The organism is Streptomyces sp. PA03-1a (assembly GCF_033792805.1).
In the GTDB taxonomy this organism is placed as follows: Bacteria; Actinomycetota; Actinomycetes; order Streptomycetales; family Streptomycetaceae; genus Actinacidiphila.
The window spans coordinates 25,557-49,699 of the sequence record NZ_JARAVO010000036.1 but is presented as its reverse complement, the minus strand read 5'-3'; the positions used below and the strand labels follow the sequence as shown (position 1 = coordinate 49,699).

The 24,143-nt window shown below is 73.5% G+C and carries 24 protein-coding genes; 13 read left to right on the top strand and 11 right to left on the bottom strand.

Annotation, left to right across the window (positions count from 1 at the left end; all coding sequences use genetic code 11):
- Nucleotides 1-190 precede the first annotated feature (190 nt).
- A complete protein-coding gene (locus PV341_RS10880; RefSeq protein WP_500357503.1) occupies nt 191-1,474 on the top strand; it encodes a DUF6986 family protein in 1,284 nt (427 codons plus the stop codon).
- Between the two features lie 72 nt (nt 1,475-1,546).
- Here the strand turns inward: PV341_RS10880 and katG are convergent, their stop codons facing one another.
- The gene (gene katG, locus PV341_RS10875; RefSeq protein ID WP_500324367.1) at nt 1,547-3,778 is read right to left on the bottom strand and encodes a catalase/peroxidase HPI; all 2,232 of its coding nucleotides are present in this window, start codon (nt 3,776-3,778) and stop codon (nt 1,547-1,549) included.
- Between the two features lie 380 nt (nt 3,779-4,158).
- On the opposite strand from katG, the gene PV341_RS10870 reads away from it, so the two are divergent.
- On the top strand, nt 4,159-4,569 hold the full coding sequence (locus tag PV341_RS10870; protein ID WP_500324366.1) for a Fur family transcriptional regulator: 411 nt from the start codon (nt 4,159-4,161) through the stop codon (nt 4,567-4,569).
- Nucleotides 4,570-4,593: 24 nt separating this feature from the next.
- Here the strand turns inward: PV341_RS10870 and PV341_RS10865 are convergent, their stop codons facing one another.
- Complete coding sequence (locus tag PV341_RS10865; RefSeq protein WP_500324365.1) at nt 4,594-5,577, bottom strand: acetylxylan esterase; 984 nt, start codon at nt 5,575-5,577, stop codon at nt 4,594-4,596.
- Nucleotides 5,578-5,660: 83 nt separating this feature from the next.
- On the opposite strand from PV341_RS10865, the gene PV341_RS10860 reads away from it, so the two are divergent.
- Nucleotides 5,661-6,152, top strand: coding sequence for a hypothetical protein (locus PV341_RS10860; protein WP_500324364.1), 492 nt, complete (start codon nt 5,661-5,663; stop codon nt 6,150-6,152).
- Nucleotides 6,142-6,480: a hypothetical protein gene (locus PV341_RS10855; RefSeq protein ID WP_500324363.1), complete on the top strand. Its 339-nt coding sequence runs from the start codon at nt 6,142-6,144 to the stop codon at nt 6,478-6,480. Before PV341_RS10860 ends, PV341_RS10855 begins: the two co-directional genes overlap by 11 nt.
- 16 nt (nt 6,481-6,496) lie before the next feature.
- Here the strand turns inward: PV341_RS10855 and PV341_RS10850 are convergent, their stop codons facing one another.
- Nucleotides 6,497-7,483 carry a LacI family DNA-binding transcriptional regulator gene (locus tag PV341_RS10850; RefSeq protein WP_500324494.1) on the bottom strand — a complete coding sequence of 329 codons (987 nt, stop codon included), beginning with the start codon at nt 7,481-7,483 and terminating at the stop codon, nt 6,497-6,499.
- Nucleotides 7,484-7,569: 86 nt separating this feature from the next.
- Between PV341_RS10850 and PV341_RS10845 the strand changes: the two genes are divergently transcribed.
- Complete coding sequence (locus PV341_RS10845) at nt 7,570-8,577, top strand: ROK family protein (protein WP_500324362.1); 1,008 nt, start codon at nt 7,570-7,572, stop codon at nt 8,575-8,577.
- 151 nt (nt 8,578-8,728) lie between these two features.
- Here PV341_RS10845 and PV341_RS10840 read toward each other — a convergent pair whose 3' ends face one another.
- Nucleotides 8,729-9,058, bottom strand: coding sequence for a hypothetical protein (locus tag PV341_RS10840; RefSeq protein WP_500324361.1), 330 nt, complete (start codon nt 9,056-9,058; stop codon nt 8,729-8,731).
- Between the two features lie 155 nt (nt 9,059-9,213).
- Here PV341_RS10840 and PV341_RS10835 point away from each other — a divergent pair, with 155 nt between their 5' ends.
- A complete protein-coding gene (locus tag PV341_RS10835) occupies nt 9,214-10,254 on the top strand; it encodes an NUDIX hydrolase (RefSeq protein WP_500324360.1) in 1,041 nt (346 codons plus the stop codon).
- Between the two features lie 35 nt (nt 10,255-10,289).
- Here the strand turns inward: PV341_RS10835 and PV341_RS10830 are convergent, their stop codons facing one another.
- A complete protein-coding gene (locus tag PV341_RS10830; protein WP_500324359.1) occupies nt 10,290-11,648 on the bottom strand; it encodes a dipeptidase in 1,359 nt (452 codons plus the stop codon).
- Between the two features lie 157 nt (nt 11,649-11,805).
- Here PV341_RS10830 and PV341_RS10825 point away from each other — a divergent pair, with 157 nt between their 5' ends.
- Together PV341_RS10825 and PV341_RS10820 are read left to right on the top strand one after the other, a co-directional pair.
- Nucleotides 11,806-13,035 carry a geranylgeranyl reductase family protein gene (locus PV341_RS10825; protein ID WP_500324358.1) on the top strand — a complete coding sequence of 410 codons (1,230 nt, stop codon included), beginning with the start codon at nt 11,806-11,808 and terminating at the stop codon, nt 13,033-13,035.
- A 57-nt stretch (nt 13,036-13,092) separates the two neighbouring features.
- Complete coding sequence (locus PV341_RS10820) at nt 13,093-13,764, top strand: DUF4230 domain-containing protein (protein WP_500357501.1); 672 nt, start codon at nt 13,093-13,095, stop codon at nt 13,762-13,764.
- On the opposite strand, the gene PV341_RS10815 is transcribed toward PV341_RS10820, so the two are convergent.
- The gene (locus PV341_RS10815) at nt 13,757-14,215 is read right to left on the bottom strand and encodes a nitroreductase/quinone reductase family protein (RefSeq protein ID WP_500357499.1); all 459 of its coding nucleotides are present in this window, start codon (nt 14,213-14,215) and stop codon (nt 13,757-13,759) included. The two genes, PV341_RS10820 and PV341_RS10815, sit on opposite strands and share 8 nt — an antisense overlap.
- Nucleotides 14,216-14,365: 150 nt before the next feature.
- On the opposite strand from PV341_RS10815, the gene PV341_RS10810 reads away from it, so the two are divergent.
- The 3 genes from PV341_RS10810 to PV341_RS10800 are packed head-to-tail and all read left to right on the top strand — an operon-like array spanning nt 14,366 to nt 17,071.
- The gene (locus PV341_RS10810) at nt 14,366-15,085 is read left to right on the top strand and encodes a TetR/AcrR family transcriptional regulator (RefSeq protein ID WP_500324355.1); all 720 of its coding nucleotides are present in this window, start codon (nt 14,366-14,368) and stop codon (nt 15,083-15,085) included.
- 58 nt (nt 15,086-15,143) lie between these two features.
- On the top strand, nt 15,144-16,409 hold the full coding sequence (locus tag PV341_RS10805) for a sensor histidine kinase (RefSeq protein WP_500357497.1): 1,266 nt from the start codon (nt 15,144-15,146) through the stop codon (nt 16,407-16,409).
- Nucleotides 16,406-17,071 carry a transcriptional regulator gene (locus PV341_RS10800; protein ID WP_499510704.1) on the top strand — a complete coding sequence of 222 codons (666 nt, stop codon included), beginning with the start codon at nt 16,406-16,408 and terminating at the stop codon, nt 17,069-17,071. The genes PV341_RS10805 and PV341_RS10800 overlap by 4 nt, the downstream gene beginning before the upstream one ends.
- Before the next feature lie 55 nt (nt 17,072-17,126).
- On the opposite strand, the gene PV341_RS10795 is transcribed toward PV341_RS10800, so the two are convergent.
- Entirely contained in the window at nt 17,127-18,623 is a 1,497-nt protein-coding gene (locus tag PV341_RS10795; protein ID WP_500357496.1) for an MFS transporter, read from the bottom strand.
- 87 nt (nt 18,624-18,710) lie between these two features.
- On the opposite strand from PV341_RS10795, the gene PV341_RS10790 reads away from it, so the two are divergent.
- On the top strand, nt 18,711-19,106 hold the full coding sequence (locus PV341_RS10790; protein ID WP_500324352.1) for a MarR family winged helix-turn-helix transcriptional regulator: 396 nt from the start codon (nt 18,711-18,713) through the stop codon (nt 19,104-19,106).
- Nucleotides 19,107-19,136: 30 nt separating this feature from the next.
- On the opposite strand, the gene PV341_RS10785 is transcribed toward PV341_RS10790, so the two are convergent.
- From PV341_RS10785 to PV341_RS10775, 3 genes are all read right to left on the bottom strand, one after another.
- Complete coding sequence (locus PV341_RS10785) at nt 19,137-19,604, bottom strand: DUF4442 domain-containing protein (protein WP_500357494.1); 468 nt, start codon at nt 19,602-19,604, stop codon at nt 19,137-19,139.
- A gap of 69 nt (nt 19,605-19,673) precedes the next feature.
- Nucleotides 19,674-20,420 (bottom strand): maleylpyruvate isomerase family mycothiol-dependent enzyme, encoded by a 747-nt coding sequence (locus tag PV341_RS10780; RefSeq protein WP_500324350.1) that lies wholly within the window; start codon nt 20,418-20,420, stop codon nt 19,674-19,676.
- Between the two features lie 216 nt (nt 20,421-20,636).
- Nucleotides 20,637-21,875, bottom strand: a complete 1,239-nt coding sequence (locus PV341_RS10775) for an MFS transporter (RefSeq protein ID WP_500357492.1) — start codon at nt 21,873-21,875, stop codon at nt 20,637-20,639.
- A gap of 17 nt (nt 21,876-21,892) precedes the next feature.
- On the opposite strand from PV341_RS10775, the gene PV341_RS10770 reads away from it, so the two are divergent.
- On the top strand, nt 21,893-23,116 hold the full coding sequence (locus PV341_RS10770; RefSeq protein ID WP_500324348.1) for an ROK family protein: 1,224 nt from the start codon (nt 21,893-21,895) through the stop codon (nt 23,114-23,116).
- 30 nt (nt 23,117-23,146) lie between these two features.
- Here the strand turns inward: PV341_RS10770 and PV341_RS10765 are convergent, their stop codons facing one another.
- Nucleotides 23,147-24,043: a DUF2797 domain-containing protein gene (locus tag PV341_RS10765; protein ID WP_500357490.1), complete on the bottom strand. Its 897-nt coding sequence runs from the start codon at nt 24,041-24,043 to the stop codon at nt 23,147-23,149.
- Between the last annotated feature and the right edge of the window lie 100 nt (nt 24,044-24,143).

Genomic DNA, 24,143 nt, shown 5'->3' with positions numbered 1-24,143 from the left:
TCACCGCCCGCAAGGGCTGACCCCGGCACACCACCGGCCGGCAGCACACACCCACCGGAGCCCCGTGACGCCCCCTGACGGCACCACGGGGCTCCGGCGCTTCCTGGCTCCCCCCGCGGGTCGTTGACGGTGCGACGGAGGGGGCGTTAGCTTCACTTCAACGATTTGTTGAAGACCGGGAGGGTGCCCGATGGCGCAGAACGAGACGGTCCGCACATCGCTCGGCGACGCGGTCCGGCAGGACGTCGACGCCTCGCTCGCCGCCGTGGACGCCGAACTCGCCCGCCGCTACCCCGGGGACCCGGGCACCCGGCAGCCCGTGCACACCGTCTACGTCCCCGCCGACGCCTTCGCCGCCGACACCGTGCGCAGCTGGGGCGACCGCGCCCTCGCCGCCCTGGACGAGCACGCCCCCGACGCGGTGCGGCTCGCCGGCGTGCTGGGCCTGTCGCCCGCCCTCGCCGCGCCCGTCCACGACCGCGTACGGGCCAAGCTGCGGCGCGAACCGGTCGAGGACCTGCGGATCGACTTCGAGGACGGCTACGGGACCCGGCCCGACGCCGAGGAGGACGCGGCGGCCGCCCGCGCCGCCCGGCTCGTGGCCGCAGCCGTCGCGGACGGGACCGCGCCCCCGTACGTCGGCATCCGCATGAAGTGCATGGAGGCCGCCGTGCGCGACCGCGGCATCCGCACCCTGGACATCTTCCTCACCGGCCTGATGGATTCCGGCGGGCTGCCGGGCGGCCTGGTGCTGACCCTGCCCAAGGTCACCTTCCCCCAGCAGGTCACGGCGATGGTGCGGCTCGCCGAGGAGTTCGAGACGGCACGCGGACTCCCGGCCGGACGTCTCGGGTTCGAGATCCAGATCGAGACCACGCAGTCCATCCTCGGGCCCGACGGCACGGCCACGGTCGCCCGGCTGATCGACGCCGCCGAAGGCCGCGTCTCGGGGCTGCACTACGGGACCTTCGACTACAGCGCCGCGTGCGGGGTCAGCGCGGCGTACCAGTCCATGGACCACCCGGTCGCGGACCACGCCAAAGCCGTCATGCAGGTGGCGGCCGCCGGCACGGGCGTACGGCTCTCCGACGGCTCCACCAATGTGCTGCCCGTCGGCCCGGGCCCCCAGGTCCACGAGGCCTGGCGGCTCCACTACGGCCTGGTCCGCCGTTCGCTGGCCCGCGCGTACTACCAGGGGTGGGACATGCACCCCGCGCATCTGCCGACACGGTACGCCGCGGTCTACGCCTTCTACCGCGAAGGCCTGGACGCGGCGGCGGCCCGGCTCGCGGCGTACGTCGCCAAGGCCGGCGGCGACGTCATGGACGAACCCGCCACCGCCCGCGCCCTGAGCGGCTACCTGCTGCGCGGACTCGACTGCGGCGCCGTGGACTTCGCGGAGGTCGCCACCGCCACCGGGCTGACCCGCGCCGACCTCGACGCCCTCGCGGGCCGCGGCGGCCCCGCCGTCTGAGGACCCTCCACGCGAAGACGGCCGGGCCGGCCCCAGCGGGGGCCGGCCCGGCCGTCCTGCAGAGGTGGACGATCAGACGAGGTCGAACCGGTCGAGGTCCATGACCTTCGCCCACGCCGCGACGAAGTCCTCGGTGAACTTCGCCTTCGCGTCGTCGCTCGCGTAGACCTCCGCGAGCGCGCGCAGCTCGGAGTTGGAGCCGAAGACGAGGTCGGCACGGGTGCCGGTCCACTTGACCTCGCCCGTGGCGTTGTCACGGCCCTCGAAGGTGGACTGGTCCTCGGAGGTCGCCTTCCACGACGTGCCCAGGTCGAGCAGGTTGACGAAGAAGTCGTTGGTCAGCGACCCGGGGGTCGCGGTGAAGACGCCGTGCGACGACTGCCCGTGGTTCGCGCCCAGGACGCGCAGACCGCCGACGAGGACCGTCAGCTCGGGGGCGCTGAGGGTCAGCAGGTTCGCCCGGTCGAGCAGCAGGTACTCGGCCGGCAGGCGGTTGCCCTTGCCGAGGTAGTTGCGGAACCCGTCGGCGGCCGGCTCGAGCGCCGCGAAGGACTCCACGTCCGTCTGGTCCTGGGCGGCGTCCACACGACCCGGCGTGAAGGGCACCTCGACGCGGTGACCGCCGTCCGCGGCGGCCTTCTCGACGGCGGCGGAACCGGCCAGCACGATCAGGTCGGCCAGCGAGATCCGCTTGTCGCCGGACTGCGCCGCGTTGAAGGACTCCTGGACGCCCTCCAGGGTGCGCAGCACCACGGCGAGCTCGTCGGGCTCGTTGACCTCCCAGCCGCGCTGCGGCTCCAGGCGCAGACGGGCGCCGTTGGCGCCACCGCGCTTGTCGCTGCCGCGGAAGGACGAGGCCGACGCCCACGCGGTGGACACCAGCTGCGACACGGTGAGGCCCGAGGCGAGGACCTGCTCCTTGAGGGCGGCGACGTCGGCGGCGTCGACGAGCCCGTGCGTCCGCGCGGGCAGCGGGTCCTGCCACAGCAGGGTCTCGGACGGGACCTCGGGACCGAGGTAGCGTACGACCGGGCCCATGTCGCGGTGGGTCAGCTTGAACCACGCGCGGGCGAAGGCGTCCGCGAACTCGTCCGGGTTCTCCAGGAAGCGACGCGAGATCTGCTCGTAGACCGGGTCGAACCGGAGCGAGAGGTCCGTGGTCAGCATCGTCGGGGCGTGGCTCTTGGAGGAGTCGTGCGCGTCGGGGATGGTGCCCGCGCCGGCACCGTCCTTGGCCACCCACTGGTTGGCGCCGGCGGGGCTGGTCGTCAGCTCCCACTCGTAGCGGAAGAGGTTCTCGAAGAAGCCCATGCCCCACTGGGTCGGGGTGCTGGTCCAGGTGACCTCGAGACCGCTGGTGATCGCGTCGGCGCCCTTGCCGGTGCCGTAGCTGTTCCGCCAGCCGAGGCCCTGCTCCTCCATCGAGGCGGCCTCGGGGTCGGGACCGACGTTGTCCGCGGGGCCCGCGCCGTGGGTCTTGCCGAAGGTGTGCCCGCCGGCGATGAGGGCGACGGTCTCCTCGTCGTTCATCGCCATCCGGCGGAAGGTCTCACGGATGTCGCGGGCCGCGGCGATCGGGTCCGGGTTGCCGTTGGGGCCCTCCGGGTTGACGTAGATCAGGCCCATCTGGACGGCGCCGAGCGGGCTCTCCAGCTGGCGGTCGCCGGTGTAGCGCTGGTCGCCGAGCCAGGTGGACTCGGGGCCCCAGTAGACGTCCTCCTCCGGCTCCCAGACGTCCTCGCGGCCGCCGGCGAAGCCGAAGGTCGCGAAGCCCATCGACTCCAGCGCGACGTTGCCGGTGAGGATCATGAGGTCGGCCCACGAGATGCTCTGGCCGTACTTCTTCTTCACCGGCCACAGCAGGCGGCGGGCCTTGTCGAGGTTGCCGTTGTCCGGCCAGCTGTTGAGCGGGGCGAAGCGCTGCTGGCCGGCGCCGGCGCCGCCGCGGCCGTCGCTGATGCGGTAGGTGCCCGCGCTGTGCCAGGCCATGCGGATCATGAACGGGCCGTAGTGGCCGAAGTCCGCGGGCCACCAGTCCTGAGAGGTCGTCAGGACCTCGAGGACGTCCTGCTTCACGGCAGCGAGGTCGAGGGCCTTGAACGCCTCGGCGTAGTCGAAGTCCTCACCGAGCGGGTTGGCCACCGCGGGGTTCTTGGCGAGGATCTTCAGGTTCAGCCGTTCCGGCCACCACTGCCGGTTTCCGCCGCCCTGGGTCGGGTGCGGGGCGCGCCCGTGCGCGACGGGGCAGCCGTTCACACCCTCCGTCTTGGCGTCTGTGACGATTGCTTCGTGGTTCTCAGACATGGGAATCCTTCCGGACCTGGCGGATCACGGTGCTCAGGACTGCGGGCCGTCGGACGCGTTCGGGCGGGGGCCGTCGCGGTGAGCGCACGGGGGCCTCACCGGCGGCATGACAGGGAGAGCGGGTCCCGGACCGGCTGCGGCAGTGCGACGCGGGCGCCCGTAACTCCCAGGCGGCACCGCGCGGCTGCTCGGCGGTGGTCCCGTCACGTCTCTCTCTTCTGCCGTACTGGAGTCTTCCTGTCCCTTGGCTGGCGCCGGAACCGATCCTACGATGGACGCAGTCCAAGTCAAGAAGAGCGTCAATTCCCTAGGCGATCAGAACCCGGACGCGTCCACGGGGTGAATTCCGGACGTCCACCGAGCGGAACGGGTGAGCACACATGAGCGACCTGCTGGAGCGACTGCGCGGGCGCGGCTGGCGCATGACGTCCCAGCGGCGTGTCGTCGCGGAGGTCCTCGACGGCGACCACGTGCACCTCACGGCCGACGAGGTGCACGCCCGCGCGGCGCGGCTGCTGCCCGAGATCTCCCGGGCGACCGTCTACAACACCCTGGGCGAGCTGGTCTCCCTCGGTGAGGTCATAGAGGTCTCCACCGACGGCCGGGCCAAACGCTACGACCCCAACGCGCACCGTCCGCACCAGCACCTGGTGTGCTCCAGGTGCGGCACCGTCCGCGACGTCCACCCCACCGGCGACCCGCTGGCCGACCTCCCGGCCGACGAGCGCTTCGGTTTCACGGTCTCCGCGGCCGAGGTCACCTACCGCGGCCTGTGCCCGTCCTGCGCCTGAGCGTGCCACCTGCGGGAGCGGCGGCTACCGGTCCGTGGCAGGGGCGAGCCCGAGGCCGCGCAGCCACAGCATCTGCTCGTACGGCTGGGAGCCGCGTCCGCCGCCGTGGTCGCCGAACCGCCACACCGTGATGTCCTTGGGCCCCGCGTAGCGGTTGTAGGCGGCGAACACCGTCGACGGCGGGCAGACGGGGTCCATCAGGCCCACGCTGAACAACGCCGGCGCGGTGGCGCGCGGGGCGAAGTGGACACCGTCGAAGTAGTCGAGGGTGCCGAAGAGCCGTTCGGGGTCGATGCGCCGGTGGACGCCGAGGTACTGGGCGAGCTCCGGGTACGGCCCCTCGGTGGCGGTCTCCGCGCTCCGCCGGAAGTGGCAGAGGAACGGCACGTCGACCAGGGCCGCCGCGACCGCGTCCGGGGCCAGTCCGGCCACCGCCAGGGCGAGCCCGCCGCCCTGGCTGCCGCCGGAGACGACGACCCGGCCCGCGTCGACGGCCGGGTGCGCGCGCAGGGCGTCCACGGCGCGTACGCAGTCCGTCATCAGGCGGCGGTAGTAGTAGTGCTCCGGGCCCTCCACGCCGCGGGTCATGAACCCGCCGACGTACTGCGGGCCCGGGGCGGGGTCGGGGTCCGGCGTGTCGTGGCCCTGGCCGCGGGAGTCGACGACCAGATGGGCGTAGCCCGCGGCGCTCCACAGCAGGTTCTCGTGGTGCAGCCCGCGCCCGCCGCCGTAGCCGATGTACGTGACGACCCCCGGCAGCGGCCCGGCCGCCCCGCGGGGCAGCAGCAGCCAGGCCGCGACCGGCTGGCCTCCCCAGCCCGGGAAGCGCACGTCGAACACCTCGACCGTGGCCAGCGGCGAGTCGACCGCGCGGTACTCGGCCGGGGCGGTGCCCGCCTCGCGGGCGGCGGTCAGGGTCTTGGCCCAGAAGGCGTCGAAGTCCCCGGGCTCGGCGATCTCCGGGGCGTAGCGGCGCAGTTCGTCCAGCGGCAGGTCGGTGAGCGGCAGGCCGGTATCGAATCGTTTCACGGGGTGGGGTGTCAACGGCCGGCCGGTGCGTGCCGGTTGTCCGTCCGTCGTGGGATGGTGTCGTGGTGGAGGAGATCGGCTGGGAACCGGCGCCCCGCTCGCCGGTGACGCGAGCGCTGCTCAGGGTGGGCGCCGTCACCGTGCTCGCCGCGTTCGCGGCAGGGCCGGGAAGTGCCGTGCCCGTGACGGCGGTTCCCCTGAGCCGCGCCGCGGTGGAGGCGGAACTCGACGCGGCGGCGGACCAGTCCGGCGTACACAGGTCGCAGAACACCGTGATGGGCTTGACCGTGACCACCGACAAGGAGTCCGACCGGCCCAGCGAGCAGTGCATGCTCGCCTGGGCGGCCGCCGAGGGGGCGGGCCAGCGGGAGTACGCCGCCGTGACGGCGGTCCTGCGCGAGCACGGGTGGACGGAACTGCGCCGGGAGAACAGCCCCGGCGGCGGTACGTACGTCAACCTCGGAAAGGGTGGCTGGACGGTGACGGTCGCGTACGACGGCGGGCCGGGGTCCTTCACCTCGCTGACCTTCACCGCCATGGCACATGCCTGCTGACGGTCCGGGCACGGCGCGCCCGCGCCACGCGCTCGGCCACGGTGCCCCGGCGACGGACACCGACCCGCTCGTGCCGGTACTCGCCGGAATCGTCGTGGACGTCGTCCACTTCCTCGACACCTACGCCGACGGCGAGGTCGCCGCCGATGTCGCCGTGCGGACGGCGGAGCACGCCGGGTGGGTGCTCCACAACCTGCCACCCCGTCAGCGCGCCCGGTTCCTGCGGGTGCTCGACGACCTGGCGGCGGCCGAGCCGGACCCGGCGCGGCGCCGCGCCCTGGAGTCCTTCGGCTTCACCTGCGGGCTGGTCGAGGAGGAGCCGTCCTGAACCGTCCGCCGCGCCGTCACGGCACGGGCGGGAGCTCGCCCGAACCGCGCGGGATCAGGCGGCAGGCGAGCTCGACCCGCTTGGGGGGGCCCGCCGAGCCGTCGAGCCGCTGGAAGAGCAGGCCGGCCGCGGTCCGGCCGAGCTGTCCGGGCTCCTGGGCGACGACGGTGACCGCCGGGCGCAGCAGGTCGGCGAGCTCGAAGTCGTCGAAGCCCACGAGGGCGACCACGCTGGGCCGGTCGGCGAGGACCCGGACCGCGGTCACGGTGATCCGGTTGTTGCCGGCGAACAGGGCGGTGACCGGCTCCGGGCCGCTCAGCATGGACTCCACGGCGGCGCGGACGCGGTCGGGGGCGGTGGGCCCGCAGGAGACCCAGCCCTCGTGCACGGGGAGCCCGGCGGCGGCCATCGCCTCGCGGTAGCCCCGCAGACGCTCGGCCGCGGTGTGGATGCGGGGGAGGTCGCCGATGAAGCCGATGCGCCGGTGCCCGTGGGCGATGAGGTGGGCGACGCCCTCGCGGGTGCCTCCTGCGTTGTCGCTGAGGACCACGTCCGCGTCGATGCCGCCCGCGGGGCGGTCCACGAACACGGTGGCCACGCCGGCCGCGATCTCCGGTTCGAGGTAGCGGTGGTCCTCGCTGGCGGGCACGATGACCAGCCCGTCGACACGCCGGGCGCAGAAGGCGAGCACCAGTTCCTGCTCGCGGTCCGCGTCCTCGGCACTCGATCCGGTGAACAGCAGCGTCGAGTGCGCCCGTGCCAGGTCCTCGACGGCCCGGCTGAGCGGGGAGTAGAAGGGGTCGGCGAGGTCCTCGAGGACCAGCCCGATGCTGGCCGTACGGCCCTTGCGGAGCAGCCGCGCGCTGTCGTTGCGGCGGAATCCGAGGGCGTCGATGGCCGCCTGGACACGCGAGATCGTGTCCTCGGTGACGCCTGGTTCCTCGTTGACGACACGCGATACCGTCTTCAGGCCGACACCGGCCCGGGCCGCGACATCCTTCATGGTGGGACGGGCGGTACGCGGAATATCGGTCACGGCGTGATCCTATGGGCTGGACAACGTTGTCAACAAAGGGCGACACTACGCCCATGCCGTTCGAGAGCTCTGCCGAGTCCATCGTCCCGCCGTCGGGTGCCGCCGGTGCGGGCCCGCTGATCGCCGCCGTGGACATCGGCGGCACCAAGATCGCGGGTGCCCTGGTGGACGCCCGCGGCGAGTTGCTCGTACGCGTGCAGCGCCCGACGCCCGCGGACCGGGACGCGGCGACGGTGATGGGATCGCTCGCGGAGGTCCTGGCCGGGCTGCGGGAGTCCGCGGGCTGGCCGCGGGTCGTCGCGGTGGGCATCGGCAGCGCCGGGCCGATCGACGCCTCCCGCGGCACGGTGAGCCCGGTCAACATCGCCGGCTGGCGGGACTTCCCCGTGGTCGCCCAGGTGGGCGAACGCGTCGGCGGGCTGCCCGTCGTCCTCACCGGCGACGGCATCGCGATCACCGCGGCGGAGCACTGGCAGGGCGCCGCCCGCGGGCACGACAACGCGCTGTGCATGGTGGTGTCGACCGGCGTCGGCGGCGGTCTCGTCCTCGGCGGCAAGCTCCACCCCGGCCCGACGGGCAACGCCGGGCACATCGGCCACATCAGCGTCGACCTCGACGGGGACGTGTGCCCCTGCGGCAGCCGAGGCTGTGTCGAGCGCCTGGCCAGCGGGCCCAACATCGTGCGGCGCGCCCTGGAGTCCGGCTGGCGTCCGGCCCACGGCGAGGAGTCGGACGCCGCCGCCGTCGCCCGGGCCGCCCGTGAGGGCGACGCCCTCGCCCTCGCCTCGTACGACCGTGCGGCGCAGGCGCTGGCCGCGGGCATCGCCGCGACGGCCACCCTGGTGGAGATCGACGTCGCGGTGATCGGCGGCGGTGTCGCGGGCGCCGGCCCGCTGCTCTTCGAGCCCCTCCGCGCGCACATGCGCCGGTACGCCACGTTGTCGTTCGCCTCCGGGGTGAAGGTCGTTCCCGCCGTGCTCGGCACGGACGCGGGCCTGGTCGGCGCGGCCGCCGCCGCGGCGCAGGCGCTGCGGCTGGAGGCCTTCGCGACCGGGGCCTAGTCCGGCTCGTCGCAGTCCCTCCCCTGGCCTACGGCCGGGGGCGAGGTCCGGTGTGCCTCGCGGAGGAGGAGATTCACCCGTTCGCGCGGGAGCGCACACTCGTGCCCCCGCGTCGTCGCGCGCTGCCCTCGTGGACGTCGCGACGCGCACGTCACGGCCCGGTGGGCGAGGTCGGTCGCGCCTGCTTCTCGGGCTTGTCGACCTCGGGCCCGAGCGTGAAGCCCAGGCGGAGCAGGCGCGCCATGGCCGCGTCGCTGCGGGCGTCCGCCCACCGGGTCGGCAGAGGTGTCGTCGTCCGGAACAGCGCGACGATCCGGTCGTTGCGGTGGACGAGGCAGGCGTGGTGCGTGCCGACGCCGTCCAGGAACACGTGGATCTCCACGATCGGCCGAGGCGTGCGGCCGAGCTCGTGGTGGTCGCGGGAGGCGACGACGAGGCCGTCGCGGGCCGGGACCACCATGCTGCTGCGGAGGCAGTTCATCGCCCGACTGACCCCGGGGTCCAAGGAGGGCTGACCACCGGGTTCGCGGGTGCCGAAGCCGCCGGTATGCGCCGATGGCCGGGCCTGCGCGTTTGCCGACGCCGATGATCCGGGCAATTCGTAGGGGGCTACCGGGCTACGGAAGAGGGGGCACCGTGATCGTCTGGCTCAACGGCACGTTCGGCGCGGGGAAGACCACTGCGGCACGCGAACTGCTCGAACTGCTGCCGGGCAGCGTGCTCTACGATCCGGAACTCGTCGGCAGCGGACTGCGGCTGATGCTCCCGGAGAAGCGGCTGGGCGAGGTCTCCGACTACCAGGAGCTGCCCGCGTGGCGGAAGCTGGTCGTGGACACCGCCGCCGCGCTGCTCGCCGAGGTGGGCGGGGGACCGCTGGTGGTGCCGATGACCCTGCTGAGGCAGGAGTACCGGGACGAGATCTTCGGCGGGCTCGCGGCCCGCCGGATCACTGTGCGGCATGTGCTGCTGCACGCTGAGGAAACGGTTCTGCGGGAGCGGATCGACCAGCGCGCCGACATCCCGGGCGACGCCGAGGCCAGCGCGGGGGTCCGCGCCTGGTGTCTGGACCACCTGCCCGCCTACCAGGAGGCACTGCCCTGGCTCACGGCGGACGCCCACGTCGTCGACACCGCGGGGCTCACCTCCCGCGCGACGGCCGAGCGGATCGCCGAGGCGATACGGGAGGGCGCGGGCTCCTGCGACATCGTGCAGACCCCGGAGCCCACCGCCGAGACCCTCGCGGCGGGCGTGCTGCTCTTCGACGAGGACGACCGGGTGCTGCTGGTCGACCCGACCTACAAGCCCGGCTGGGAATTCCCCGGCGGGGTCGTCGAGCCCGGTGAGCCGCCCGCCCGGGCCGGCATGCGGGAGGTCGCCGAGGAACTCGGACTGCGGCTCCCGGCGGTGCCCCGGCTGCTGGTCGTCGACTGGGAACCGCCGCTGCCGCCCGGATACGGCGGTCTGCGGCTGCTCTTCGACGGCGGGCGGCTGCCCGCCGCCGACGCCGAGCGCCTCCTGCTGCCCGGCGCCGAGCTGCGGGGCTGGCGCTTCGCCACGGAGGACGAGGCCGCCTCCATGCTGCCGCCGGTCCGGCACACCCGGCTGCGCTGGGCGCTGCGGGCGCGGGAGCGGGCCACCGTGCTCAACCTGGAGGCGGGCGTGCCGGTGGGCGGCTGAGAGGCGGCGGGCGCGTCCCGGCCGCCCACCGGGGCTCAGACGGCCTTGGCGGCGTACTTCTGGAGGAAGAGCGCCTCGGTGAGCGAGAGCTTCTCCAGTTCCTCGGGGGAGACGCTCTCGTTCGCCGCGTGGATCTGCGCCTCCGGCTCGCTCAGGCCGATCAGCAGGATCTCCGACTCGGGGTAGAGCGTCGCCAGGGTGTTGCAGAGCGGGATCGAGCCGCCCATACCGGCGATCTCCATCTGCGTGCCGTACGCGGTGCGCATCGCCTCCGCCATGGAGGCGTACGCCGGGCTGGAGGTGTCCGCGCGGAACGGCTGGCCGCTGCCGACCTGGGTGACCTCCACGCGGGCCCCCCAGGGGGCGGCCGCCTCCAGGTGGGCGATCAGCAGCTTGGCCGCCTGCTGGGCGTCCACGCCCGGCGGGACCCGGAGGCTGACCTTGGCACCCGCGGTGGCCTGCACGGACGGCGTGGCGCCGACCACGGGAGGGGCGTCGATGCCGATGACGGTGACGGACGGACGTGCCCAGAGGCGGTCGGCGACCGTGCCGGTGCCCATCAGCTCGACGCCGTCGAGCACCTTGGCGTCGGCGCGGAAGTCGCCCTCGTCGTACTGCAGCCCGTCCCAGGCGGCGTCGGCGGTGAGGCCCGCCACGGTGGAGGCACCGGAGTCGTCGTGGAGCGTGTGCAGGATGCGGACCAGGGCGGCCAGTGCGTCCGGTGCGGCACCGCCGAACTGGCCGGAGTGCAGGTTGCCCTCCAGGGTGGTCACCTTGACGTCGACCAGCGCCATGCCGCGCAGGGTCGCCGTGACGGTCGGCAGGCCGACGCGGAAGTTGCCGGAGTCGCCGATGACGATCGCGTCCGCGGCGAGCAGTTCGGGGTGCTCCTCCGCGTAGCGCTCCAGACCGCCGGTGCCCTGCTCCTCCGAGCCCTCGGCGATGATCTTCACGCCGACCGGGACCCCGCCGTTCTCGCGCAGCGCGCGCAGGGCGGTGAGGTGCATGATCAGGCCGCCCTTGCAGTCGGCCGCGCCGCGCCCGTACCAGCGGCCGTCGCGCTCGGTGAGCTCGAACGGCGGCGACAGCCAGCCGGCCTCGTCCAGCGGCGGCTGCACGTCGTAGTGCGCGTACAGCAGCACCGTGGGCGCGCCCTCCGGCCCGGGCAGGTAGCCGTAGACCGACTGCGTGCCGTCCGGGGTGTCCAGCAGGGCGACGTCCTCGAAGCCCTCCGCACGCAGCGCGTCGGCGATCCAGGAGGCGGCTCGCTCGCACTCGCTCTTGGGGAACTGCCGCGGATCCGCCACCGAGCGGTACGACACCAGCTCGGCCAGCTCGGTCCTGGCCCGCGGCATCAGTGCGGCGACGGTTGCGGCGAGTGGTGCGGCGGACATGGGCGCTCCTGATGGGTGGGACAGGGTCGAACGCGATGTTCGTGGACCGGTGGTCGTGATCGATGGTGCCACAGGCGGCCTCGCTCACCCCGCGGATTAGTATGCGGCTGAGCAGGGGCGACGGCAGTCGGCAGGTCGAACGGGAGCGGAAGCACACGTGAGCAGCGAGTACCAGGCGCAGGACGGCGGTTCGGCGGAGGACGTCGACGGTACGCCGGTGTGGGACGTCGTCGTGGTGGGTGCCGGACCGGCCGGGGCCTCGGCGGCCTACGCCGCGGCAAGTGCGGGACGCCGTGTGCTCCTGCTGGAGAAGGCCGAACTCCCGCGTTACAAGACCTGCGGCGGCGGCATCATCGGGCCCTCCCGCGACGCGCTGCCGCCGGGCTTCGAGCTCCCGTTGCGCGACCGGGTGCACGCGGTGACCTTCAGCCTCAACGGCCGGCTCAGCCGGACCCGCCGGTCGCGGCAGATGCTCTTCGGGCTGATCAACCGGCCCGAGTTCGACGCCCAGCTGGTGGACGCGGCCGTCGACGCGGGCGCGCGGCTGCGGACCGGGGCCCAGGTCTCCCGGGTCGAACAGCACGGCACCTCCGTCCCGGACCGGCGGACCGTCGCGGTGGTGCTCAACGACGGCGAGACGATCCTCGCCCGCGCGGTGGTCGGCGCCGACGGCTCGGCGAGCCGGATAGGCGCCCACGTCGGCGTCAAGATGGCCCAGGTCGACCTGGGGCTCGAGGCCGAGATCCCGGTGCCCGCGGAGGTCGCCGAGGACTGGGCGGGCCGGGTGCTCATCGACTGGGGCCCGTTGCCCGGCAGTTACGGGTGGGTCTTCCCCAAGGGCGAGACCCTGACCGTCGGCGTCATCTCGGCGCGCGGCGAGGGGGCGGCCACCAAGCGCTACCTGGAGGACTTCATCGGCCGGCTGGGGCTGGCCGGTTTCGAGCCGAGCATCTCCTCCGGCCACCTCACCCGCTGCCGCGCCGACGACTCCCCGCTCTCCCGCGGCCGCGTGCTGGTCTGCGGTGACGCGGCGGGCCTGCTGGAGCCGTGGACCCGCGAGGGCATCTCCTTCGCGCTGCGCTCCGGCCGCCTGGCGGGGGAGTGGGCGGTGCGGATCGCCGAGGCGAGCGACGCGGTGGACGCGCGTCGCCAGGCCCTGAACTACGCGTTCGCCGTCAAGGCCGGCCTCGGGGTCGAGATGGGCGTCGGCCGCCGGATGCTGGGCGTCTTCGAGAAGCGTCCGGGTCTGCTGCACGCGGCTCTCACAACCCTCCCCCCGGCGTGGAACGCCTTCGCTAAGATCACCCGCGGTTCCAGCTCGCTCGCCGAGCTGGTCCGTACGCATCCGCTGGCCCGTCGCGCGCTGGAGTCGTTCGACCGTCGTTGACCTCCTGATGGCACCCTCCTGGGCGTCATAAAGGCGGAGTTGAGGGGCAGAGACGTTATGGGAGGTGTCCTCGTCATGCCCTTGAGGAACGTAGACGGAAGACTGCCGTGGTGGGTGCGTACACTCACCGGGCTCGTCGTGCTCGGCGGACTTCTGTTCCTGGTCGCGCGCGCGGACCTGATACCGGGTCTGCCCAATCCCTTCGCCGAGGAGACCAAGGACCGCAGTGGTCCCGTGGTGCTCAAGGCGATCCAGGACATGAGCCGCTTCGAAGGAGCAAGTGGCCAGTTCCAGGTCGTGGTCGACCTGGAGAAGGACGCCAAGTTCCTTCCCGACGCCGTGCGCGGCAGGCGCACGCTCTACGTGGGGTCCGGCAGTGTCGACGCCTACGTGGACCTCGGTGACGTGGGCCCGAAGGGCGTGACCGTCTCCGAGGACCGGACCTCCGCCGTCATCACCCTGCCCCACGCCCAACTCGAGCGGGCCTCGCTCGACCCCGACCGTTCCTACGTGGTGGCCCAGGAGCGCGGTTTCTTCGACCGGCTCGGCGACTTCTTCTCCTCCCACCCGGGGGACGAACAGCAGGTCCAGCAACTCGCCGCGAAGAAGATCCAGCAGGCGGCCAAGTCCACCGAACTGGCGAAGCGGGCGGAGACCAACACCCGGGCCATGCTGGAACAGCTGCTGACCTCGCTGGGGTTCGAGAAGGTGGAGGTCCGCTTCAGCTGACGGGCCGGAGCTCGGTGATGCGGAAGACCGGGTGCTTGTGGGCTATGGCGCGCAGTTCCTCGTCGGTGGAGTCCGCCCCCACGCCGCCGAAGAACACGCCCACCTCGGCCTTCCAGCGCCTGAGGTAGGCACGCAGCACCTCGGGCTTGACGTCGTCGCCGACTTCGGTCGCGCTGAACTCCTCGACCTTCTTGCCCAGCAGCAGCTGACCGCCGCCGGCGGCGCGCATGTTGTGCGTCCACTGGACGTGCCCGCGCGGCGCCACGAGGTAGCGCTCCCCGTTCACCACCAGCAGGTTGACCGGGGTGCGCCGCCACTCCCCGCTCTTGCGGCCGCGGACGGCCAGCACGCGGGAGCCCCACACGCTCAGACCGCGGCGGGTCAGCCAGGCCACGGCGCGGTTGAAGACGTTGACCGTGAACCAGCCGGGCTTGATGACGTGCTCGGACATGAGGACTCCTCCGTGACGCGCGGGCCGTGGACCGAGGGCGGTCCGTGAGCGGTGCTCTCGCTTGAGAACAGTGTGCACGTCCTGCCGCTCCACGGCAAGAGCACTGCTCTCGTTCTTGGTCGCCGCTCCATTCGTGCGTACACTGATCGCATGAGCGTCATCCGGACGGCCAGGGAACGGGCCCGCGACGAAGTGACCGCGGCCATCAAGGAAGAGGCGCGCCGGCAGCTCGCCGACGAAGGCGCCTCGAGGCTCTCGCTCCGCGCCGTCGCGCGGGAGCTGGGCATGGTCTCCTCCGCGCTCTACCGCTACTTCCCGAGCCGGGACGAGTTGCTCACCGCCCTCATCATCGACGCCTACGACGCGGTGGGCGCCGCCGCCGAGGAAGCCCTGGCCCGCGCAGGCGGCGACCCTGTGGAGCGCTGGAGCGAGGTCTGCCGGGCCGTACGCCGCTGGGCCCTCGGGCATCCGCACGAGTACGCCCTCATCTACGGCTCCCCCGTGCCCGGCTACTCCGCGCCGCTCGACACGATCGGACCCGCGTCCCGGGTCGGGCTGGCACTGATCGCCGTGGCCGAGCAGGCCCACACCGCCGGGGCGCTCGCCGCCGCCCCGGCCGACGCCCCGTTGTCGGAGGCCGCCCACGCCGACGCCTGGCGGCTCAGCAAGGACCTCGACCGCGACCTGCCGGCACGGGCGATCCCCTCCCTCGTGGCCGCCTGGGCGCAGTTGTTCGGCCTCGTCAGCTTCGAGGTGTTCGGTCAGTTCAACAACGTGGTCGAGGCGCGGGACGACTTCTTCGACCACGCCGTCGCGGGCCTCGCGCACCAGGCGGGGCTCCGCCGTGAGCGCGTACTCCACGGGGAGTAGACGCGATCACCCCGCCGACCGGACGCCGACCCGCCGCCCCCCGGTCTAGCGTGGCCGCATGACCGACGACGTGACACGGGGCGGCGGCCCGCCCTGGGGGCCCTGGTGGCGCCACACCGGGCCCGGCCACTCCCACGGCGGCGAGCGCCTGCGCCGCCCGTGGGTCTCGTCGCTGGTCATCGCCGTCGTCCAGGTGGTCGGCACCACGGCCGCCGCGCACAACGCGCCCGACCGGGTCACCCTCGGCCACTTCGGGTACACGCTCCTGCTCGCGGGGCCGGTGCTGCTCCTGTGGCGCAACCGCGCGCCCGTCGCGGTCGCCGCCGCCGTCTCGGCCGTCACGCTCGCGTACGTCGCCGCCGGTTACCCGTACGGTCCGGTCTTCCTGAGCATCGTCGCCGCGTACTTCACGGCCGTCGCCGCCGGTCGCCGCAGAGCCGTCCTGATCATCGCGGCCGCCCTGTACACGGCCTACCTGCTCATCACCGTGTGGCTGTACCGCTGGCTGCCGCCCGCCGGGGACGAGGCCGCCTCGTGGGCCCAGGTGTCGGGGGCCGCCGCCTGGCTGCTGGCGATCCTCGCCGTCGCCGAGCTGTGGCGGCTGCGCAGGGAACAGTTCGTCCGCGACCGGCGGGAGCGGGCCGAGGCCGAGCGGCGCCGCGCCGACGAGGAGCGGCTGCGCATCGCCCGCGAGCTGCACGACGTGCTCGCGCACAGCATCTCGGTCATCAACGTGCAGGCGGGGGTCGCGCTCGCCCTCATGGACGAACGCCCCGAGCAGGCCCGGCAGGCACTGACCACCATCAAGGCGGCCAGCAAGGAGGCGCTCGGCGAGGTCCGCCAGGTGCTCGGCACCCTGCGCAGCCCCGGGGAGGCACCCCGCTCGCCCGCACCGGGCCTGGACCGGTTGCCCGAACTGCTCGAACAGGCCGCGGGCGCGGGCCTGGCCGTCGACATCACCCGCGACGGCCGCACCGGCGCCCTGCCACCCGGCGTCGACCTGGCGGCGTTCCGCATCGTCCAGGAGGCGCTGACGAACGTCATCCGCCACTCCGGCTCCCGTACCGCCCGCGTCCACGTCACCCGCCGCCGGGACGCCGTCGAGCTGCGGGTCGACGACGACGGCCCCGCCACCACGACCGCCGACCACGCCCCCGACTCCGGTGGCGGCAACGGCCTGCTCGGCATGCGCGAGCGGGCGGCGGCGCTCGGTGGCACGGTCGAGGCCGGACCCCGTGCCGACGGCGGGTTCCGCGTCCTGGCCCGTCTGCCGCTCGCCGCCGGCGCCGCGGCGGCGCCCGCCCCCGACAAGGAGAACCCATGACCCGGGTCCTGCTCGCCGACGACCAGCTCCTGGTGCGCGCCGGCTTCGCCGCCCTGCTGGACGCCCAGCCAGACATCGAGGTCGTGGGGGAGGCCTCCGACGGCGCCCAGGCGCTGCGCCTGGTCCGCGAACTCACCCCGGACGCGGTGCTGATGGACATCCGCATGCCCGTCATGGACGGACTGGAGGCCACCCGCCTGATCACCGAGGACGCGGCGCTGACCGGGGTCAGGGTCGTCATCCTCACCACGTTCGAGCTCGACGAGTACGTCTTCGAGGCCATCCGGGCGGGCGCCTCGGGCTTCCTGGTCAAGGACACCGAGCCGGAGGAACTGGTGCGTGCCGTACGGGCGGTGGTGGACGGCGACGCGCTGCTGTCGCCCGGCGTGACCCGACGGCTCATCGCCGAGTTCGCCGCCCGGTCGAAGGAGCCCTCGGCCGCGGCGGAACTCGACCGGCTCACCGAGCGGGAGCGCGAGGTGATGGCCCTGGTCGGGATCGGTCTGTCCAACGAGGAGATCGCGCGCCGCCTGGTGGTGAGCCCGCTCACCGCCAAGACGCACGTCAGCCGCACGATGGTGAAGCTCGGCGCCCGGGACCGGGCCCAACTCGTCGTCCTCGCCTACGAATCCGGTCTGGTGCGGCCGGGCTGGCTCGGCTGAGCCGCAGGGGCCCGCGCGGACCGTGGTCCGCACGGGCCCCCAGGCGGCGAGCAGGTCAGTCCCGCACCGGGACCTTGCGCTCCTCGCCCACCGGCGTGGCGGTGTCGGAGGAGGCGACCACGAAGCCGTACGACACCCTGCGGCGCAGCCCCGTGAGGGTGATCAGCAGTCCGGCCAGGGCGATCGCACTGACCACGACCAGCCCCGGGCGGTAGCTGTCGAGCACCGCCTGCGGGGAGGCGGGGTGGCCGTCATCGGACCCGGCGGTGATCGCGGCGGTCACCACCGCGAGGAAGATGGCGCCGCCCACCTGGAAGGAGGTGTTCAGCAGGCCGGAGACCATGCCCTGCTCCTCGTCGCGCACGCCGTTGGTGGCCTGGATGTTGAGCGACGGGAAGACCAGCGCGCACGCGGCGCCCAGCAGCAGCATGGACGGCAGGATCACCGCGGCGAAACTGGGGGTGAGGTCGACGCGCAGGAAGAGCACGTAGCCCACGAACAGCAGGGTGAACCCGGTGGCGATCACCCGCGGTGTGCCGAAGCGGTCCACCAGCGGACCGATGCGCGTGGAGGCGAGCGCCACCAGCGCCCCCGCGGGCAGGAAGGCGAGCGCGGTCTGCAGCGCCGACCAGCCCAGCAGCGACTGCATGTACTGGGTGACGAGGAACTGGAAGCCCACGTAGGAGCCGAAGAAGGCGGCGCCGCCCAGGTTGGCGCGGATCTGGTGGGGCGAGCGCAGGACGCCCAGCCGGATAAGCGGGTGGCTGCTGCGGTGCTCGATCACCGCGAAGGACGCCAGCAGGACGGCGACGGCGGCGAAGGAGAGCAGGGTGCGGGCGGAACTCCAGCCCGCTTCGGGGGCCTGGACGACGGTGAAGACCAGCAGCAGCATCGCCCCGGTGCCGGTCAGGGCGCCGGGCAGGTCGTAACCGCGGCCGGTGTGCCGCTCGCGGGGGCTCGACGGGATCAGCCGCATGCCGGCCACGAGGGCCAGGACGGCCACGGGCGCGGGCAGCAGCATCGTCCAGCGCCAGCCCACCTCGGTCAGCAGGCCGGACAGGACCAGACCCATGGAGAAGCCGGTCGCGCCGCAGGTGGTGTAGATGCTGAGGGCGCGGTTGCGGACCGGTCCCTCGGCGAAGGTCGTGGTGATGATGGACAGTCCCGCCGGGGCGGTGAACGCCGCGCTCAGACCCTTGATGAAGCGGCTGGCGATGAGCAGTTCACCGGAGTCGACGAGTCCGCCGAGCAGGGACGCGAGGGCGAACACGGCCAGCGCGACGAGGAAGACCCGGCGCCGGCCGAGCAGGTCGGCGGCACGGCCGCCGAGGAGCAGCAGGCCGCCGTAGCCGAGGATGTAGCCGCTGACGACCCACTGGAGCGACGAGGTGGACAGGTCGAGGTCGTCCGCGATGGACGGGAGGGCCACGCCGACCATCGAGACGTCCAGGGCGTCGAGGAAGAGCGCGGCGCAGAGCACCAGCAGGGTGCCCCACTGCCGGGCGCTCCAGCGCCCGTCGGAACCGGGGACGGCGGTGTGCGGAGAGGTCATGCCGAGGAACATTACATGCATGTGCATCAGATGCAAGCGCATTTAATGTGCGTACATCTAGTGTTGATTTTCTGGTATCCTGCGGCCATGACCGGCGTGAAGAGTGAGCATGTGCTCGTGGAGCGGTGGCGGGAGGTCCTCTCCCTGCACGCGCGCACCGCGTGCGAACTCGACCGTGAGCTGAACCCGCACGGACTCGGGGCGAGCGACTTCGAGGTGCTCGACCTGCTCGCCGAGGGCAACCCCGACGACGGCGGATGCACCTACCGCGTCCAGGAGCTCGCGGACCGCGTGCACCTGAGCCAGAGCGCGCTCTCCCGGCTGGTCGGCCGGCTGGAGAAGGACGGCCTCGTCAGCCGGGGGATCTGCAGCGAGGACCGGCGCGGGGTGCGGGTCGCGCTGACCGAGGCGGGCCGGGTGCGCCACGAGGAGGTCAAGCCCGTGCAGCGCGCCGTCCTGGAGCGGATGCTCGGCCAGGCCTGAGGACGCCCGGCGTCGCAGCCGTCCTTCCGTTCAGCGGGAGTCGCGCTTCCGGCGGACGTACAGCTGCTTGCGGACCCTGGCCACGACCGTCCCGTCGTCCGCGACGACGTCGTTCTCGAACCACACCAGGGCCTTGTCGCCGCCCGCGGTGAGCCCCCTGATCTCCTCGAGCCGGTGCTCGGTCAGCTTGAAGTCGGCGAACACGTCCCCCTTGCCGGGTGAGACGAACTCGATCTCCGCCGCGCGGTCCCACACCAGGTAGTCGCGCCCTAGGCGGTTCATGACCAGCAGCATCCAGAAGGGGTCGCTCATCGAGAAGAGCGATCCGCCGAAGTGGGTGCCCACGTAGTTGCGGTTGAAGCGGTGGAGCCGCAGGCGGACCCGGGCCGAACTCAAGTCGTCGGCGATGTGCAGGACGCGGATGCCGGAGAACAGGTAGGGCGGCCACCAGGTGATCGCGCGGCGCAGGGCGGCGGGCGTGAGGGAACGTCGTGCCATGCGGAGACGCTAGCACGTGAAGTTACCGGTTGGTAATCACGGTGCCGCCCCTGCGTCGCGCCCGGTGCGTCAGTCGATCGCCGCCGTGCGCCGCCACAGTTCGATCACGGAGCCATCCCCCGTCACCTGCAGCTTCTCGTACGCACCCCGGTTCCAGAGGGTGAGGTAGAGCTCCTCGGCGGTGCCGCTCACCGTGCAGTCCGCCTCGCCCGGCGCGGGCCTTTCGACGGCCAGGGGATCGGCCGACATACGCGCGAGCCAATCGTCCCGCGCGGCGTCGGTGTCGGTCGTGCGCACCCGGAGCGTCCTGGGCGTCCCGCTGCGGACCCGGCTCCTGGGCCGGGCGTGGAAACCGGCGAGCAACTCGTCGATGCCGTCGGCCGCGAACCCAGGATCCACCGGGGACGGGGCCCGGCCCAGGGCCAGTTCCGCGTCGACCCGGTGGACCGCCGTCTCGTGCGCCTGGCGCCGCGCCCAGAAGGCCCGCGGGGAGGGGGCCTTGAGGAAGTGCCAGCACTCCAGGTCGGCGGGTGCGGCATCGAGGGCCGCGACCAGCAGCCCGTGGCCCTCGCGGAACCAGGGGAGGAGCGAGGCGTCGTCCCTGGGTGCCTCGGCCTCGATGGGCTCCGGCTGCCGCCGTCCCTCCGCGACGTAACGCGTCGCCCAGCGGTGCACGACCCCTTGATGGCGGACCAGTTCACGCACGCGCCAGCCGGGGCAGGACGGCACCTCGGCGTCGAGCCCGGCCGCTTCCGCCGCGTCGGCGAGCAGTCCGCCGTCGCGTCGCAGCACCTCGATGAACTCGGCTGTCTCCATGACGCGATTGTGGCAGCCGGCACCGACAGCCGGGCCCGTGAAAGCTCAGTGCGCGGGTCGACGCCGGCGCCGGGCCCGCGCCCACCAGGCCGGACAGCACCGCGTCGAGGACCGCCGACGCCACGGCCGTTGCCACGGCCGCCGACCAGCCACCCCAGCCTCGGGCGGCGTCGGCCGTCCAGTCCCCGCACGCCGGGGGAACCCGGATGCGACGCGTCAGACTCCGGCCGCCGCGGACGCGTGCCGGGTCGTGTGCGCGACCACGGCGGCCACCGCCGCCAGCGCGGCGACCGTGGTCAGCGCGACCGGCAGCCCGAAGGCGTCGGCAAGGAAGCCGATCGTGGGCGGCCCGAGCAGGAAGCCCGCGTACCCCAGGGTGGAGGCGGTGGCCACACCGCCGGGGCCGCCGAGGGCACCGGCCCGGCCGATGGCCACGGGGAAGACGTTGGCGAGCCCGAGCCCGGTGAGCGCGAAACCGGCCAGGACGAGCCAGACCTCGGGGCCGAACGCCCCCAGCAGCATCCCGGTGCAGGCCGTGAGTCCGCCCAGCACCACCGCCCGGGTCGGGCCGAGCCGCAGCAGGAGGGCGGTGCCGGACAGGCGTCCGACGGTCATCGCGAGGGCGACGGCGGCGTATCCGGTGGCCGCGAGGGCCGGACCGGTGTGCAGGTCCTCCTGAAGGTGGAGCGGACCCCATTCGGCGAGCGCTCCCTCGCCGTATGCGGTGCACAGCGCGATCAGGCCGAAGACAGCGACCATCCGCCGGGCGCCCGCCTGGCGCGCCGTGTCGTGCGCACCGTCCATGGTGACGGCCGGCGGATCCGCGGGCTCCGCGGTACGGGGGACGGCGTGTCCGAGCAGGAGCCGCCCGAGCAGCACCGTGGCCAGGAGTCCGAACAGCGCGACGCCGACGAGGTGCTGGGCCGGCGTCAGCCGCGCGGCCAGTGGCCCGCCGACGCCCGCCCCGACCAGTCCGCCAAGGCTGTACGCCGCGTGGAAACCGGGCATGATGGGGCGCCGCAGCGCGGCCACCAGGTCGACGGCGACGCTGTTCATCGCGACGTTCATGCCGCCGAAGCCCACGCCGAGCAGGAGCAGTACGAGACCGATGGCGAGGGGGGAGTGGGTGAACGGGGGCAACGCGACGCCCAGTGACAGGACGGCACCGGTGCCGACGGTCACCTGCCGGGCCCCGAAGCGCCGGCACAGCCGCCCGCTGGGGATCATGGTGGCGACCGCCCCCGCAGACACGCCGAGCAGCGCGAGGCCGAGCGCTCCGGCCGAGGCGCCGACCTGCTCCTTGACGGCGGGGATGCGAACGACCCAGCCGGCGAAGACGAATCCGTCCAGGGCGAAGAACGCGGTCAGGGCGACACGCAGGCGCCGCAACGGGGGCGGCGGACTTGCGCGATCTTGCCGGGCGAGTACGCTCCGTATTTTGTTTAGGCTCGGCACAAAGTGAGAATAGGACTGTGACCCAGACTCGGACAAGGTTGGAGCGGGGCCGTGGTGCGCTCGGTCCCGCGCTCGCGCTCGTGCACACCGGGCGTGCCCCCACCCGCGCCGTGCTCACCGCCGAACTCGGCGTGACGCGGGCGACCGCGGGGGCCGTCGCAGCCGAGCTGGAGGCACTGCGCCTGATCCGGGTCGACACCCGGCCGGGCGGACCCGCCGGAGCGCAGGGCCGGCCCTCGCACCGGCTCGCCGTCAACCCCGAGGGGCCCGTCGTCCTCGCCGCGCAGATCCACGCCGACGGATTCCGCGCCGCCCTGGTCGGACTCGGCGGCCACATCCTCGCGTCCGCTCCGGTCACCATGACCGTGCCCGCGGACCCCGCCCGGGTCCTCGGCGCCGTCGTCGAGGCCGGTGCGGAGCTGCTGCGCGCCTCCGGCCGGGCGTGCGCGGGTGCCGGTCTCGCCGTGCCCTCCGCCGTCGCCGAGCCGGAAGGCGCCGCGCTCAACCCCCTGCACCTCGCCTGGCCCGCGGGCGCACCCGTCCTGGACATCTTCCGCGAGCAGATCGAGCGGTCGGGCATCATCTCCCCCAACGGGGCGCCGCCGCCGTGCTTCGTCGGCAACGACGTCAACGTCGCCGCTCTCGCCGAGCACCGGCACGGCGCCGGACAGGGAGCCGAGCACCTGCTGGTGGTCGCCACCGGCCACCGCGGCGTGGGTGGTGCGCTCGTCCTGCACGGCAAGCTCCACACCGGCAGTGCCGGACTCGCCCTGGAGGTCGGCCACCTCACGGTCAACCCCGAGGGCCGCCCCTGCCATTGCGGCAGCCGTGGCTGCCTCGACGTCGAAGTGGACCCCCTCGCCTTCCTGGAGTCCGCCGGCCGCATCCCCGGCCCCGAGGGCTCGCTGCCCGACCAGTGCCGTGCCCTGCTCCGCGAGGAGTACGACGACCCGGCGGTGCGGCGCGCCGCCGACAGCCTCATCGACCACCTCGGCCAGGGACTCGCGGGACTGGTGAACGTCCTCAACCCCGACCGGATCCTGCTCGGCGGCCTGCACCGCTGGCTGCTCGACGCCGACCCGGGACGGCTGCGTGCCGTCGTCGCCGAACGCAGCCTGTGGGGGCGCAGCGGCGGCATCCCGCTGCTCGCCTGCGCCCTGGACCACAACAGCCTCGTCGGGGCCGCGGAACTGGCCTGGCAGCCCGTGCTGGACGACCCGCTCACGGCGCTCGGCGCCTGAGGTCCGTCCCCCGGAGCCGCCGGCACACCGTCAGAACAGCGGCTCCGGAGGCTCGGTGGCCTGCGGCAGTGCCTTCGTGGGCGGGGCCGGCAGGTCCTCCGCCGACGCCGTGAGCGGCCATCCCGGCACCAGGTGCGTGTCGAGCAGCAGGACACCGCCGGCCGGCCCGGCCGTGCGGAGGTAGACGTCGCCGCCGGCCACCGCCACGACGGTGCCGCCCAGGGCGGTACCCGGGGCGAGCCCGGTCACCGCGGCGGTGGCCTGGGGCGCGTCGGGCTCCAGGCCGAACACCACCGCGTGGTCGACGGGTTGGAACCCGGTGGCGGTCAGCGTGTCCCGCCAGTCGGGGACCGCGGCCGCCGCCTCGTGGAGGGCCCGCAGCCCGGCCACCCGTGCGGGTGCAGGTGGCAGCGCGGCACGGGCGGCACGCTTCGCGGACGTCGCCACCCGGTCCGGGATGCCCAGCGCCGTCCCGAGGACCGACTCGGCGCGGCGCGCGGCCATCAGCGGCCCCCGGCCCAGGAACGTGAAGCAGATCGCGGCTTGTTCGAGCAGCCGTGCGCTGCCCCGCTCGGCCGCCGTGATGCCGACCTTGCCCAGACCCGGGCCGAACCAGGCCAGGTACACCGCGAAGGTCCGGGGGTCGTCCAGCCGCGTGTCCGCCGCCACGGACCGGGAGCGGTCCAGCGCCGCGCACTGCTCGCACTGGTCGCGGCGGGCCCGCGCGGGAAGTTCCGCGGCCTGGGGGCACGGAGTCCAGCGCCCCGAACGCCACACGCCCATGCACTGCCGCACCGCGCCCGGTTCCACGGCGAGCGCCAGCGGGTCGCCGAGGCGCACGGGACTGCGCCGGTCGCCGTGGCGGGGGTGCCACCAGGTCCACGCCGGGCCCCCGGACACCCATCGCAGACCTGTGCATCGCCACATGATCCGCATGTTAGGCGCAGGCACCGACAGCGGCCGTACTCCCCGGGTGGTACCCGCGGTGCCGCTGGCCGTACGACGACCAGCGGCCGCGCGCGGACCA